Consider the following 13,387-nt stretch of genomic DNA (forward strand, 5'->3'; position numbering starts at 1 on the left):
GCACGGTTCAGGCGCGGTCGTCCGCCGGATAGCGGACGCCGACCCGGTCACGCACCGCGTCGAGCGTCCGCATCACGGCGAGCGAACCCTCCAGCGGCACCAGCGGGGACTCCTTCTCGCCCGCCAGCAGGGCGCGCGTCACCTCCGCCGCCTCGTACTGCATGCCCGAAAGGCCCTGTGGGCCCGGGCCCGTGACGACCTTCTCGGGCTCCCGGCCCGGCCGGTGCAGGACGAAGTGCTCCGGGTGGAAGAAGCCCTGCGGGAAGTCGATCCGCCCCGCCGTACCCGTCACCGACGCGACCGTCGGCAGGTCCCCGACGACCGAGCAGCTCAGCAGCGCCGTGGCACCCGAGTTCCAGCCCAGCAGCATCCCGGTGTTCAGGTCGACGCCCTCCGGGGACAGCAGGGCGTCCGCCTGCACCCGGTCCGGCTCACCCAGCAGCAGCTGCGCGAACGACACCGGGTACACCCCCAGGTCCAGCAGCGCGCCGCCGCCCAGCGCGGGATCGCGCAGCCGGTGCTCGGCCCCGAAGGCACCCGCGAAGCCGAAGTCGGCCTGCACCGTGCGGATCTCACCGATCGCGCCGTCCCGGACCAGCTCGGTCATCCGGCGGATGAGCGGATTGCAGTACGTCCACATGGCTTCCATCAGGAACAGCCCGCGCTCCCGGGCCAGATCCACCAGCTCCCGCGCCTCCCGCTCGTTCAGCGTGAACGCCTTCTCGCACAGCACGTGCTTGCCGGCCTCCAGGGCGAGCCCGGCGGCCTCCCGGTGCGCGGAGTGCGGGGTGGCGACGTACACGACGTCGACGGTGTCGTCGGCGACGAGCTCCGCCCAGCTGCCGTACGCCTGCCCGATCCCGAACCGCTCGGCGAACGCCCGCGCGGAGGCCTCGGTACGGGACGCGACCGCCACGACCTCGGCCCCGGAGTCCTTCATCGCCAGCAGGTCACCCGTGAACGTCGCGGCTATGCCGCCCGTCGCCAGTACACCCCAACGCACAGTCCCGCTCATGCCCGCCCGCCCCACACAAAAAGGTATCGACCACTCCGACTGACCTGAGAGCATAGATGCGGATTCAACGAAGCGGAGACGAGGATGCCGGACAACGGCGTGAGCCGGGCCCAGCAAGAAGACGAGCACATACCGACGAGCAGCAAGGGCGCCGCACTCAGCGCCCAGGCCACCGCCACCCCCACCGCTGCGGGTGTCCCGGCCATCTCCATGACCACCGCGCCGGGACTCCCGGCCGCCTCCACCACCACCGCACGACGGGCCGGACTCCTGGTCACCCTCGTGCTGGGCGGGCTCACCGCACTGCCGCCCCTCTCGATGGACATGTACCTCCCGGCACTCCCGGAGGTCACCGACGCGCTGCACGCCCCGGCCGCGACGGTCCAGCTGACCCTGACGGCCTGCCTCACCGGTATGGCGCTCGGCCAGCTCGTCGTCGGTCCCATGAGCGACCGCTGGGGCCGGCGCACGCCGCTGCTCCTCGGCATGGTCGTCTACGTCCTGGCGACCGCGATCTGCGCCGTCGCCCCCACCGCGGAACTCCTCATCGGCTTCCGCCTCCTGCAGGGCCTGGCCGGCGCCGCCGGCATCGTGATCTCCCGGGCCGTCGTACGCGACCTCTACGACGGCGACGAGATGGCCCGGTTCTTCTCGACCCTGATGCTGATCTCGGGAGTCGCCCCCGTCATCGCACCGGTGATCGGCGGCCAGGTGCTCCAGTTCACCGACTGGCGGGGCATCTTCGTCGTCCTCACCTTCGTCGGGGTGCTGCTCACCTTCGTCGTCTGGAAGTGGCTCCACGAGACGCTCCCGGCCCAGGCGCGGCACACCGGCGGGGTCGGCGACGCGCTGCGCACCATGCGCGGGCTGCTGGCCGACCGGGTCTTCACGGGCTACATGGTCGCGGGCAGCCTCGCCTTCGCCGCGCTGTTCGCCTACGTGAGCGCCTCGCCGTTCGTCGTCCAGGAGATCTACGGGGCGTCCCCGCAGACCTTCAGCCTGCTCTTCGGGATCAACTCCATCGGGCTGATCGCCGTCGGCCAGATCAACGGCAAGCTGCTCGTCGGACGGGTCAGCCTGGACAAGGCGCTCGGCTTCGGCCTCGCCGTCATCACCGTCGCGGCGGTCGCGCTGCTGCTGATGACCTCCGGGGTGTTCGGCGATGTCGGCCTCGTGCCGGTCGCCGCCGGACTGTTCGTGCTGATGTCCGCGATGGGCCTGGCGATGCCCAACACCAACACGCAGGCGCTGATGCGGACCAGGCACGCGGCCGGCTCGGCCTCCGCGCTGCTGGGGACCTCCCAGTTCCTGATCGGTGCCATCGCCTCGCCCCTGGTCGGGATCGCCGGGGAGAAGACCGCCGTGCCGATGGCCGTGGTGCAGGTGGTCTGCTCCGTGTCCGCGATGGTGTGCTTCCTGCTGCTGTGCAGGCCGTGGCGGAGCACGGCGGCCGTGCCGGAGCAGCTCACGAAGTGAGCCGGGAACAGCCCGGCCGGTGAGGACCGGCCGGGCTGCCCGTCGGCCGGTCAGCCCACCCGCGGATAGCCCAGCAGGTGCAGCCGGTCCTTGCGGTCCGTCCAGCGGAACACGCCGACGCCGGAGGTCTCCAGCTCCGGCAGCCGCGTGTTCGGGGCCAGTGTCCCGACGTCCCACGTCGTGAAGCTCATCGCGACCGGGTTGACCCCGTCGCCCTCCAGCGCCTCGTCCGCGTCACGCGCGGTCGTCGCGCCGTAGGCACTGCCCCCGTCGGTCACCGACGCGAACGTCAGCGCCGCCGAACCGTCCTCCTCCTCGAAGCAGAACCCCTTCTTCGCCTTCAGGTCGAACGCCAGGTTCCCCGCGACCAGGTACGTGCCCGAGGGTGAGACGACGGCCCGCGGGTAGCGCCCCGGCTCTATGGCCGGGGTGTGGCACTCCACGGTGACGACCGGCTTCCCGCTCACCGCGTCATGGACCGCCCACATCTGGTGGGTGGCGGCCCGCTTCGCCCCCTCGGCGAGCTGCCACTTCGCCAGGATCAGCCCCGGTGCCACGGAGGTCGGCACCCCGGTCGCCGGGTCCGCGCCCTTCGGCGCCGTCCTCCTGCTGTACCAGCCGCCCCGCACCCAGAATTCGCGCACCCCGCTCAGCAGCAGGCCCTTCGCGGTCTGCCCGCGTACCTCCGTGAGCTGCTTGCAGGCCGTGCAGCCCGCCGGATACCTCACCGCGGACGCGACGGTCTCCGACACCTCACCGCTGACCGGGTCCACGGCCGCGCTGTTCGCCCGGCCGTCGCTGATCAGGATGGACGGACCGGTCGCCGTGACGGTCGGCGCACCGGACCACGGCACCTCGACGCGCCGGCGCTCCCCGTCCACCACGTCGTACACGTCGAGGGAGACGAAGGTCCGCTCCGGTGCGAGCCCGTCGCCGGTCTTCCCGTACGACCAGGCCACGAAGAACTGCCGGTCGTCCTTGGCGACGGTGAGCAGCTTCGGGAAGTCCGCCGGGTCCGGCGGCCGCCACGCCTCACCGCTCCAGCCGGGCCGGCCGGTCTCCGTGTCGAGGGTCCGCAGCCGGTAGCGCCGGTCGGATGCCCTCACCAGATAGGCCAGCCGGCCCGTGGTGTGCGAGACGGCGTAGTCGGGCCCGGCGCCGACGACCTCCCAGCCGCGCCCCGTCGTGTACTCCGGGGGGACGTTCAGCCGCGTCGCGGGGCCGGTGCTCTTCCTCACGGGCTTCGCCGGCTCGTCGTCGCCGCCGGTCCCGCCGCCCCCGCAGGTCGCCAGCAGGAGCAGCAGGGCGAGGACGAGCACCCCGCCCACCAGAGCCAGACGCACGACCCTCTGCCGCATGGTCACCCTGTGTCGCATGGTCCCCCCGACCGGCCGGCCCCTGGTCCATCCCCGGCGCGGCGTCGGCCAGCGTAGCAACGGGCGCGTACTGGCGAGCAGTTCGGTGCCGTAGCCGTTCTGTCCCGGTTGCGTACCGGAGCACCGGGCTGCGGGGGCGGGGCCCGCTGCGCCTACAATTCGGCGGTGAACGCCACCCTCCCCACCGCGGAAGCCCTGCGTGCCGCGCTGGCCGCCCTGCTCGACGGGCTGCCCCCGACCCAGGCGGCGCAGGCCGTCGAACGGCTGATCGCCAGCTACCGCGGGACCACCCCCACCGACGCCCCGATCCTGCGGGACCGCTCGGACGTCGCCGCGTACGCCGCGTACCGGATGCCCGCGACGTTCGAGGCCGTACGGTCCTGCCTCGCCGCACTCCGCGAGGCCGCGCCGGACTGGGCGCCCGCCACCCACACCGACATCGGGGGCGGCACTGGCGCGGCGAGCTGGGCGGTCGCCGGGGCCTGGGACGGGCCGCGGACGACGGTCCTGGACTGGTCCGAGCCGGCCCTCGCGCTCGGCCGTGAACTGGCCGTGTCCTCCGGCATCCCCGCACTCCGGGAGGCCACCTGGGAGCGGGCACGGATCGGTACGTCACCGGCCCCGGCGCCCACGGACCTGGTGACCGTCTCGTACGTACTCAAGGAGCTCACGCCCGGGAACCGGGCCGCCGTCGTGGACGCGGCGGCAGCCGCGCAGGCCGTGGTGATCGTGGAGCCCGGCACCCCCGACGGCTACGACCGTGTCATCGAGGCCCGCGACCGGCTGATCGCCGCGGGGCTGAGCATCGCCGCGCCCTGCCCGCACGACGACGCGTGCCCCATCGAGCGCGGCACGGACTGGTGCCACTTCTCGGCGCGGGTCAGCCGCTCCTCCCTGCACCGCCAGGTCAAGGGCGGCTCGCTCAGCCACGAGGACGAGAAGTTCAGCTACGTCGTGGCGACCCGCTTCCCCACCGAACCGGTACGTGAACGGGTCACCCGCAGGCCGCAGATCCGCAAGGGGCAGGTGCTGCTGGAGCTCTGCACCCGCGACGAGGGCCTGAAGCGCGCCACGGTCACCAAGCGGCACGGCGCGCTCTACCGTGCCGCCCGGGACACCGCGTGGGGCGACGCCTGGCCGCCGCCCGAGGAGGGCTAGGCCCGCAGCTCCTGGGTGCAGCACTTCACGCTGCCGCCGCCCTTGAGCAGCTCACCCAGATCCATCGGGACCGGGTCGAAACCCCGGTCCCGCAGCGGGTCGAAGAGCCCCACGGCGGCCTGCGGGAGCAGCACATGGCGCCCGTCGCTGACCGCGTTGAGGCCCAGCGCGGCGGCGTCCGCCTCCTCGGCCAGCAGCGCGTCGGGGAAGAGCCGGGCCAGCACGGACCTGCTGCCCGGCGAGAACGCCCCGGGGTAGTACATGATCTCGTCCGCCGCGTCGTCGAGCACGCACAGCGCCGTGTCCAGGTGGTAGTAGCGCGGGTCCACCAGGTCGAGGCCGATCACCGGGCGCCCGAAGAACTCCTGGGCCTCGTCGTGGGAGAGCGGACTGGACCGGAAGCCCCGCCCGGCCAGCAGGTACGAGGCGGTCACGGCGAAGTCGCCCTCGCCCTCGTTGACATGGGCCGGCTCGTGGATCTCGGTGAAGCCGTCGGCCCGGAACCACTCCCGGTGCGCCTCGGCCTCCGCGTACCGCTCCCGGTAGGCGAACAGGGCCCCGAGCACCTTGCCGTCGATCACGGTGGCCCCGTTGGCGGCGAACACCATGTCGGGCAGGTCGGGGCGGGGAGTGAGGAGCTCCACGGTGTGGCCGAGCGCCCGGTAGCGGTCGCGCAGGTCCTCCCACTGGGTGTTGGCCAGGGGCAGATCCACGGGTTTCGACGGATCCATCCACGGGTTGATGGAGTAGGTGACCTCGAAGTGGGCCGGGGCGCACATCAGGTAGCGACGAGGGGTGGCGTCACGGGTCAATGCAGGCTCCTCGCGAACGGCGGCCGTGGCCGCGGAACGGTGGGACGCGCGGGGTGTGCGCGTGAGTTCATGGTGCGCCGCGCAGGGCCGTCGCGCTGTCATCCGTTCGGGTGGTTCGCGCGGGCCGGCGGGGTGGCGTACATGAGGGCACACAAGACGATACGTATCGGACCGTCGGCCCCTAGGATGGCCGGATGTCATCCCACAAGGCCCCCGACTCCCGTCACAAGGCCCCCGACTCCAGCCGCCGCAGCGACCGCTCCCGCCGCGCGATCCACGACGCCGCGCTCGCACTCGTGGGCGAGGTGGGGTACGCGAGGACGACGATCGAGGGTATCGCCGCCCGGGCCGGGGTCGGCAAGCAGACGATCTACCGCTGGTGGCCGTCGAAAGCCGCCGTGCTCATGGATGCGTTCCTCGACCAGGTGGCCACGAGTGCCCGCCGGGCGGCCGAGGCGGAGGGGGCCGGGGCGGACGGCGCGTACGGGATCCCCGACACCGGTGACCTGGCGGCCGACCTCAAGCTGGTCCTGCGGGCCACGGTCGACGAACTGAACGATCCCGCGACCGAGGCGCCCACCCGGGCCCTGACCGCCGAGGGGGTCATCGATCCGGCACTCGGGGCCCAATTCGTCGAAAACCTGCTCGAACCGCAGCTCCAGTTGTATGTCACACGCCTGCGTGCCGCCCAGGAGGCCGGCGAGGTGGACGCGGACGTCGATCCGCGGATCGCGCTGGAGCTTCTGATCGCCCCGCTCACCCACCGCTGGCTGCTGAGAACGCTTCCGCTCACCCATGCGTACGCGGACTCCGTCGTCGACCTCGCGCTGCGGGGGATCTTGATCCGGCCATGAGGCGGGCGGCGCATTTCATGACATTCCGTATGAGTGTGCCGACCTCTGCGCGACCGCCCGAGCACCCCGCTTGGGAACTCTGGCCACCCGAGGAGCAGGATGGTGGGACCATGGAGTGGAAACCGCTGAGGTGAGGGGATAGATGGGCGCCGATTCCGGCCGCTATCGCGGCACAGAGGGCAGGATTTCCCAGTGGCTGCGCAGGCGGCCGAAAACACAGCCGGAGGCCGACGACGCGGCGCGGCTGGCGCTGCTCCTGGCCGTCGCCGAGGCAGGGATGCCCGTCTCACCCGCGGCGCACCCGTCCGGTTACCGATGTTCGTGCGAGCGCATCGGCTGTCCGACGCCCGCACGGCACCCCATCTCGTTCGCCTGGCAGACGCAGTCCACGACGGACCGCGCACAGATCGAGCGCTGGGCGGCCAACCAGCCGCTGGCCAACTTCATCACCGCGACGGGCCTGATCCACGACGTCCTGGACGTCCCCCTCAGTGCGGGGAGCGCCGCTCTGGAGCGGCTCCTCGCGGCGGGCATCGACGTCGGCCCCGTGGCCCAGTCCGGCACCGACCGGATGCTCTTCTTCACCGCCACCCGCGGCACCCCCGACGACGAGGACGAGTGGTGGCCCTGCGAGCTGGACTGCCACCCCGAGACCATGGACGAGCATCCGGGGCTCCGCTGGCACTGCCGCGGCAGCTACGTCCTGCTGCCCCCCGCCCGGCTCCCCGGTGAGCTGGACGTGCACTGGATCCGCGGCCCGGAGAACCCCCTCCCCGATCCGCTGACCCTCCTGGAGACGCTCACCGACGCCTGCGCGCAGTACGCGGACACGGCCGACGCGAGCGACCACGACGCCGTCGCCTGGCCGATGAGCCGCTGACCTGTCCTTTCCCGGCTGCCCGCCGCGCTCGCCTCGCCGGACCGGCCCTTCGTCGTCGAGCGCCGCACGAAACGCACTGGGAGGGGCGCACCCCGCCCCACGGCTGAGGGCGGTCAGGACCCCTGCGCCGCGACCAGACCGGGCAGCCGGTTCAGCACGCGCACCTTGCCGTCCGTATCCGACGCGTCTCCCGCGGCCTTCTTCGGCACGTAGACCAGCTGGCTGGAGACCCGCTCCTTGGTGAGGGTGCTCTTCACCTCGCCGGTCAGCAGCGCCTCCACGTCCGCGGTGACCGTCGGCCGAAGCCCCTGCGCCGCCGTCTGCCGCTCGAAGTGCTTGCTGCTGAAGAAGACCAGCGCCCCGCCGTCCTCCGTCGTCAGACCCAGCGGCGCGAACGTCCCCGAGTCCAGCGCCTGGTCGACGTACTGGTAGGAGAAGCCCGCCCTGCGGGTGTTCTTCCGCGCGTCCCGCCAGCCCGAGGTCATCGACCCCGGGGCGAAGACGTCCGGGGCACCGTCCGTGAGGTAGTCCGTGTACGTGGTGCTCAGCTCACCCGGCGGGGTGGCCAGCGTGGCGTCCGTGCCGGCGGAGGGCACGGGCTGCGCCCACCCGTCCGCGTCCTTGCGGAACTTCGGTATCTCGGACGGGGAGGCCACCGCCAGGTAGGAGACCTTCCACGGCGCGTCCGGCCCGGTACGGACGAACGCCAGCAGCCAGCGGGTGTCCTGCTTCCCGCCGTCCTGGTCACGGTTGGAGTCGGTGTCCGCGACGAACCAGCGCGGCCAGCCCGCCTTCTTGGGAATGGCGTACGAGGCGTCGGTCAGCTCCAGCGGCTTGTGCTGCGCGTTGCCCTCCGGACTGTTCTTCCGCCGCGCGGCCAGACCGGCCTGGTTGATCGCGCCGAGCGAACCGGTCACCCGGTCCTCGTCGAGCGCCGGATCGTACGCCTTGTCCGCCTTGTTGTACGCGACGGTGAAGTCCTCCAGGGCCTTCGCCGCCTCGGACTCCGTCGCTCCCGGCACGACTTCCAGTTCGCCGTGCACCGTTACGCAGCCGCTCGCCGTCACGCTCAGCACCGTCGCCGTCGCGAGTCCCGCCGCCAGTCGACCCAGCCTTGTCATCCGTTGCCTTCTGCGCCTTCTGATCCGTCGTCCGCACTGACCGCCTGAACCCTACCGGGGAGGCGAACAGCGCGAGCGACGGGATGAGATACAGCGCCCAACCGTGACATGAGGAGGGCCGGCCGGATCAGGGGGCCCGGTGCGGGACGACGAGCGGCACCCCGGTCCGCGGGTGCGGGAACACCTCGACCGGCTGCCGGTACACCTCGCCGAGCAGCGTGTCCGTGAACACCTCGGCGGGCGGCCCGGCCACCGCGACCCGGCCGCCGTGCAGCACCACGGCCCGGTCCGCGTACGCCGCCGCGAGACCCAGGTCGTGCAGCACCACGACCACCGCGTCACCGGCGGCGGCCCGCTCACGGCAGATCCGCAGCACCAGCTCCTGATGGCGCAGGTCCAGCGCGGCCGTCGGCTCGTCCAGGAGCAGCAGCGGGGCGCGCTGCGCCAGCACGCGGGCCAGGGCGACCCGGGCCCGCTCGCCGCCGGACAGCGCGGAGAACGGGCGGGCGGCGAACTCCGTCACCTCCGTCGCCGCCATCGCCCCGGCGACCGCCGCGTCGTCCTCGTCCTCCCGGGCCGTCCCCGCCCAGGGCGCCCGTCCCATCCGTACGACGTCCTCGACCGGGAACGGGAAGGCGAGCGCGGCGGACTGCGGCAGGACGGCCCGGCGCAGGGCCAGTTCAGGAGCCGACCAGCCGGACGCCGGCCGTCCGTCGATGCGTACCTCTCCGCTGTCCACGGGCAGGTCCGCCGCGAGCGCCGACAGCAGCGTCGACTTCCCGGCCCCGTTCGGTCCGACGAGGGCCAGCACCTCGCCCGCCCGTACGGTCAGCTCCACGGAGTCCAGGACCGGCCGCCGGCCCAGCCGGACTCCGACCCCGGCCACCTCGGCGGAGGGGGAGCCGGCCGGCACGGGGGAGGGCAGCTCCCGGCTCCGGGCCGCGAGCAGCGACTTGAACGGGTTCACGCCCAACCACCTTGCCTACGACGGGTCCTGCGCAGCAGCCAGAAGAAGAACGGGCTGCCGAAGAGGGCGGTCAGCACACCGAGCGGGAGCTCGGCGGGATCGGCGACGGTGCGCGCCGCGAGATCGCCCGCCACCAGGACCAGTGCCCCGCCGAGCGCGCTGCCGGGCACCAGGAAGCGGTGCCCGGGGCCGTTCGCCATCCGCAGCAGATGCGGGACGAGCAGCCCCACGAAGGAGATGATCCCGGCGACGGCGACCGCCGCCGCCGTCAGCAGCGCCACGACAAGGACGAGCACGATCCGCAGCCTCTCGACATCGACGCCCAGGTGCCGGGCCGGCCGCTCGCCGAGCGCGAGCAGGTCCAGCTTCCTCGCGTAGAACGGGGCGACGAGCAGTCCCAGGGCCGCGCACGGCAGTACGGCGAGCACCTTCGGCCAGGTCGCCTGGGACAGCGAGCCGAGCTGCCAGAACGTGATCTGGGTGATCTGCGCGTTGTCGGCGAAGAAGATGAACAGGCCGATCAGGGCGCCCGCGAAGGCGTTGACGGCGATCCCGGTCAGAATCAGCGTCACCACCTCGGTCCGTCCTCCCGACCGGGAGAGCACGTACACCAGCAGGACGGTGGCGAGACCGGAGACGAACGCGCAGACGGTGATCGTCCAGTTGCCGAAGAAGGTCAGCCCGAGTGCGATCGAGGCGACCGCTCCGACCGCGGCACCCGAGGAGATCCCGATGACCCCGGGCTCGGCCAGCGGATTCCCGAACACGCCCTGCATCAGCGCGCCCGCGCACCCCAGGGAGGAGCCGACGAGCAGCGCGAGGACGACCCTCGGCAGCCGTACGTTCCACAGGACGCTCTCGCCGACCCGGTCCAGCGCCTGTCCGCCGAGGCCGACCCGGTGCTGGACGGAGGAGAGGACGTCACCGAGGGGAATGCTGTACGCGCCGAGCCCGGCGGAGAGCAGACAGCCGACGAGCAGCGCGACGGACAGGGAGACGGTGAGGACGAACGCCTTGCCGCGCCGCCCCGGGGCCTTCTCGGCCTTCGCGGCGGATCCGTCGTAGGAGGCGGTCGTCACTCGCTCCTCCCGCCTTCCGGGTACAGCTGCTCGACGAGTTCGGCCAGCACCCGGTCGGTGCGCGGACCGTAGTTCAGCAGGACCCCGTCGTCGATCGAGACGATCCTGCGGTCCATCCCGGCGGGCGTCTCGGCGACACCGGGGATCTTGACCAGTCCGTCGACGCCGCCCACGGATTCGAGGCCCTTGGTCATGACGAGGATCGCGTCCGGCGCGGCCTCGGCGAGTGCCTCGCTGGTGATGGCGGTGAAGTCCTTCTTCAGCCCGGAGGCCTTGCCCGCGTCGACGGCACCCGCCGCTTCGAGGAGCGAACTCGCGCCGGACTCCCGGCCGCCCAGCAGATAGACGGAGGCCGAGCCACGCAGGTAGAGGAAGGCGACGCGCGGTGCGTCGCCCCCGCCGCCCCCGTCGTTCTTCCGGCGCGCGGGGATCGTCTTCTGCACGGCGGCGATGCGCGACTGCGTACGCGCCTCCAGCTCGTCGCCCGCGGACGTCACGCCCAGGGCCGCGGCCACGGTGTCGATCCGGCGCCCCACATCGGCGAGTTCCTTGGCGGGTTCGACGACGACGAGGGCGATCCCGGCGTCACGGATCTGGTCGATCGCCTCGGCCGGGCCCGTCGTGGTGTCCGCGAGGACGACCGTCGGCTTCAGGGAGAGCACGCTCTCGGCCGAGACGTCGTGCGCACGGGTCACGACCGGGAGCTTCTCCGCCTGTTCGAAGGTGGCGGTGATGTCGCGGGCCACCACCTGCTCACCGAGGCCGAGCGTGAACACGATCTCGCTGAGCGATCCGGTCAGCGGCACGATCCGGTCCGTGGAGGTGACGGTGACGTCCTTGCCGTCAGCCGAGCGCACGGTGACGGGCAGTCGGGGCTCCGGCGCCTTGGCCAGCGGCTCGACGGCATCGGCCGCCGCGGAGGCGCTCGCCGCGGAGGCGGGTCCGGCGGCCTCGCTCCCCGTGCCGCCGCAGCCGGTGAGGACCGCGGCGAGCGTCACCACGGCGGTCAGGGCGCCGAGCCGGACCGTACGCCGTCGCACGGTTCTTCGGCCCGCCGCGGCGGAGTAGTGGGGCAAACGCACGGGTGCACCGTCCTGAGCTGTCACGGGAGCGGAGTGACGAGGGGGTTCCGGCATCCGCTGGGTCGTATTAGGTTAGCCTCGCCTCACCTAGTTTAGGTTAGCCTTACCTCATCATTTGCTCCCGGGAGGGCTCCATGCCGCCGTCCAGATCCGTCCGCGCGTCCGCCGTCGCGCTCCTCGCGGTGCTGCTCGGAGCGCTGCTCCCGGCCACCGCCGCGCAGGCGGCGAGCCGCACGGTGCAGGGCGGCCGACTGGACTGGGGCATCAAGTCCTCCTTCCAGAGCTACGTCACCGGGCCCATCGCCCAGGGCAGTTGGAGCCTCACCGGCGGGGCCGCGACGGTCGGCGGAAGCCAGTTCCGCTTCCACTCCGCCACCGGCACCTACGACCCGGCGAGCGGTGCCTTCCAGGCAGGCTTCTCCGGCGGCGTCCACTTCGTGGGCCACAAGAAGGCCGGCGGCTACGAGCTGGACCTCACCATCAGCCGCCCCACGGTCCGGATCTCCGGAGGCGGCGGAACCCTCTACGCCGACATGGTCAGCAAGGAGCGCGGGAGCGGCCGGGTCACCACCTCGTCCCAGGTGCCGCTGGCCAACCTCGGCCTCTCCGGGATCAACATGAAGGGCGGCTCCACGCCCATCGGCCTCAACAACGTCCCGGCGACGCTCACTTCGCAGGGCGCGAGCGCCTTCGCCGGCTACTACACGGCCGGGACGCCGCTGGACGCGGTCAGCCTCTCCGTCGACACGAAGGCACCTGCCGCCGCGAAGCCCTCGAAGTCCCCCGCCTCCTCCCCGTCGCCCTCCGCGACGACGAAGAAGAAGGAGAACGCGGGCCGCTTCGAGGACGCGGCCGTCGACTGGGGCGTGCGCCGCACCTTCCGCGAGTACGTCACCGGCTCCATCGGCCAGGGCAGGTGGACACTCGCCGACGGTGCCCAGGACGGCGGGGCGCTCTTCCGCTTCCCGCAGGGCAAGGGCACGTACGACGGCAAGCGGAAGCTGGACGCCACCTTCTCCGGCAGCGTCCACTTCACCGGAGCGGACGGACTGGACCTGAAGCTCGCCGGGTTCGCCGTACGGACCGCCTCCGGCAAGGGCACGCTCCTGGCCGACGTCACCAGCGGCAGCACCACCGACAAGGCCGTGCCCCTGGTCACCTTCGCCGCCGCGGACCTCGCGCCCGAGGACGGCCTCGCCGTCCTCACCGAGGCCCCCGCGACCCTGACCGCCGAGGGGGCCAAGGCCTTCGGCTCCCTCTACAGGGCCGGCACCGCGATGGACCCGGTCTCCCTCGCCGTCGCCGTCGACGCGAAGGCGGAACTGCCCGCACTGCCCGACCTGGGCAGCGAGGCCGAACCCTCCGCCACGCCCGCCACGCAGCCCACCGGAACCCCCGCCGCCCAGCCGGCGGCGGAGGACTCCGGCTCCCTCATCCCTCTCGCCGTCGGGGGCGGGGCCGTGCTGATCGCGGCCGTCGCCGGCGTGCTGTACGCGGCCCGTCGCCGCGGTGCGGCACGGAACACCTGACATCCCCTCTCATCACTTACGTCCACCAGGAGTCACTG

General features: G+C 72.5%; 11 protein-coding genes and 1 pseudogene. 5 read left to right on the forward strand and 7 right to left on the reverse strand.

Translation table 11 applies throughout. The features are described from left to right. Positions 1–7: 7 nt before the first annotated feature. Complete coding sequence (locus ACIRD8_RS01835) at positions 8–1,015, reverse strand: Gfo/Idh/MocA family protein (RefSeq protein WP_403984934.1); 1,008 nt, start codon at positions 1,013–1,015, stop codon at positions 8–10. An 84-nt stretch (positions 1,016–1,099) separates the two neighbouring features. On the opposite strand from ACIRD8_RS01835, the gene ACIRD8_RS01840 reads away from it, so the two are divergent. Beyond that, on the forward strand, positions 1,100–2,491 hold the full coding sequence (locus tag ACIRD8_RS01840; protein WP_403984936.1) for a Bcr/CflA family multidrug efflux MFS transporter: 1,392 nt from the start codon (positions 1,100–1,102) through the stop codon (positions 2,489–2,491). A 50-nt stretch (positions 2,492–2,541) separates the two neighbouring features. Here the strand turns inward: ACIRD8_RS01840 and ACIRD8_RS01845 are convergent, their stop codons facing one another. Further along, a complete protein-coding gene (locus tag ACIRD8_RS01845; RefSeq protein WP_403984938.1) occupies positions 2,542–3,849 on the reverse strand; it encodes a hypothetical protein in 1,308 nt (435 codons plus the stop codon). 183 nt (positions 3,850–4,032) lie between these two features. Between ACIRD8_RS01845 and ACIRD8_RS01850 the strand changes: the two genes are divergently transcribed. Continuing rightward, complete coding sequence (locus ACIRD8_RS01850) at positions 4,033–5,025, forward strand: small ribosomal subunit Rsm22 family protein (protein ID WP_403984940.1); 993 nt, start codon at positions 4,033–4,035, stop codon at positions 5,023–5,025. Here ACIRD8_RS01850 and ddaH read toward each other — a convergent pair. Then, positions 5,022–5,858 (reverse strand): annotated as a pseudogene (gene ddaH, locus ACIRD8_RS01855) (dimethylargininase); the annotation flags it as partial. The gene ACIRD8_RS01850 and the pseudogene ddaH sit on opposite strands and share 4 nt — an antisense overlap. Before the next feature lie 173 nt (positions 5,859–6,031). Here ddaH and ACIRD8_RS01860 point away from each other — a divergent pair. Together ACIRD8_RS01860 and ACIRD8_RS01865 are read left to right on the forward strand one after the other, a co-directional pair. Further along, positions 6,032–6,691 carry a TetR/AcrR family transcriptional regulator gene (locus tag ACIRD8_RS01860; RefSeq protein WP_403984942.1) on the forward strand — a complete coding sequence of 220 codons (660 nt, stop codon included), beginning with the start codon at positions 6,032–6,034 and terminating at the stop codon, positions 6,689–6,691. A 142-nt stretch (positions 6,692–6,833) separates the two neighbouring features. Next, on the forward strand, positions 6,834–7,571 hold the full coding sequence (locus tag ACIRD8_RS01865) for a bifunctional DNA primase/polymerase (protein WP_403984944.1): 738 nt from the start codon (positions 6,834–6,836) through the stop codon (positions 7,569–7,571). Between the two features lie 113 nt (positions 7,572–7,684). On the opposite strand, the gene ACIRD8_RS01870 is transcribed toward ACIRD8_RS01865, so the two are convergent. The 4 genes from ACIRD8_RS01870 to ACIRD8_RS01885 form a co-directional block, all read right to left on the reverse strand. Continuing rightward, the gene (locus ACIRD8_RS01870; RefSeq protein ID WP_403984946.1) at positions 7,685–8,692 is read right to left on the reverse strand and encodes a hypothetical protein; all 1,008 of its coding nucleotides are present in this window, start codon (positions 8,690–8,692) and stop codon (positions 7,685–7,687) included. 127 nt (positions 8,693–8,819) lie between these two features. Beyond that, entirely contained in the window at positions 8,820–9,659 is an 840-nt protein-coding gene (locus tag ACIRD8_RS01875; RefSeq protein ID WP_403984948.1) for a heme ABC transporter ATP-binding protein, read from the reverse strand. Next, positions 9,656–10,738: a FecCD family ABC transporter permease gene (locus ACIRD8_RS01880; RefSeq protein ID WP_403984950.1), complete on the reverse strand. Its 1,083-nt coding sequence runs from the start codon at positions 10,736–10,738 to the stop codon at positions 9,656–9,658. The genes ACIRD8_RS01875 and ACIRD8_RS01880 overlap by 4 nt, the downstream gene beginning before the upstream one ends. Further along, complete coding sequence (locus tag ACIRD8_RS01885; RefSeq protein ID WP_403984952.1) at positions 10,735–11,820, reverse strand: hemin ABC transporter substrate-binding protein; 1,086 nt, start codon at positions 11,818–11,820, stop codon at positions 10,735–10,737. The genes ACIRD8_RS01880 and ACIRD8_RS01885 overlap by 4 nt, the downstream gene beginning before the upstream one ends. A 134-nt stretch (positions 11,821–11,954) precedes the next feature. Here ACIRD8_RS01885 and ACIRD8_RS01890 point away from each other — a divergent pair, with 134 nt between their 5' ends. After that, on the forward strand, positions 11,955–13,349 hold the full coding sequence (locus tag ACIRD8_RS01890; protein ID WP_403984954.1) for an HtaA domain-containing protein: 1,395 nt from the start codon (positions 11,955–11,957) through the stop codon (positions 13,347–13,349). The last annotated feature ends 38 nt before the right edge of the window (positions 13,350–13,387 follow it).

It is taken from the genome of Streptomyces sp. NPDC102451 (assembly GCF_044765485.1).
Lineage (GTDB): Bacteria > Actinomycetota > Actinomycetes > Streptomycetales > Streptomycetaceae > Streptomyces.

What these genes read in the sequence shown, in the direction of transcription:
- ACIRD8_RS01835 (WP_403984934.1), bottom strand. Translation starts at nt 1,015, where the DNA reads ATGAGCGGGACTGTGCGTTGGGGTGTACTGGCGACGGGCGGCATAGCC.
- ACIRD8_RS01840 (WP_403984936.1), top strand. Translation starts at nt 1,100, where the DNA reads ATGCCGGACAACGGCGTGAGCCGGGCCCAGCAAGAAGACGAGCACATA.
- ACIRD8_RS01890 (WP_403984954.1), top strand. Translation starts at nt 11,955, where the DNA reads ATGCCGCCGTCCAGATCCGTCCGCGCGTCCGCCGTCGCGCTCCTCGCG.
- ACIRD8_RS01860 (WP_403984942.1), top strand. Translation starts at nt 6,032, where the DNA reads ATGTCATCCCACAAGGCCCCCGACTCCCGTCACAAGGCCCCCGACTCC.
- ACIRD8_RS01870 (WP_403984946.1), bottom strand. Translation starts at nt 8,692, where the DNA reads ATGACAAGGCTGGGTCGACTGGCGGCGGGACTCGCGACGGCGACGGTG.
- ACIRD8_RS01845 (WP_403984938.1), bottom strand. Translation starts at nt 3,849, where the DNA reads ATGCGGCAGAGGGTCGTGCGTCTGGCTCTGGTGGGCGGGGTGCTCGTC.
- ACIRD8_RS01865 (WP_403984944.1), top strand. Translation starts at nt 6,834, where the DNA reads ATGGGCGCCGATTCCGGCCGCTATCGCGGCACAGAGGGCAGGATTTCC.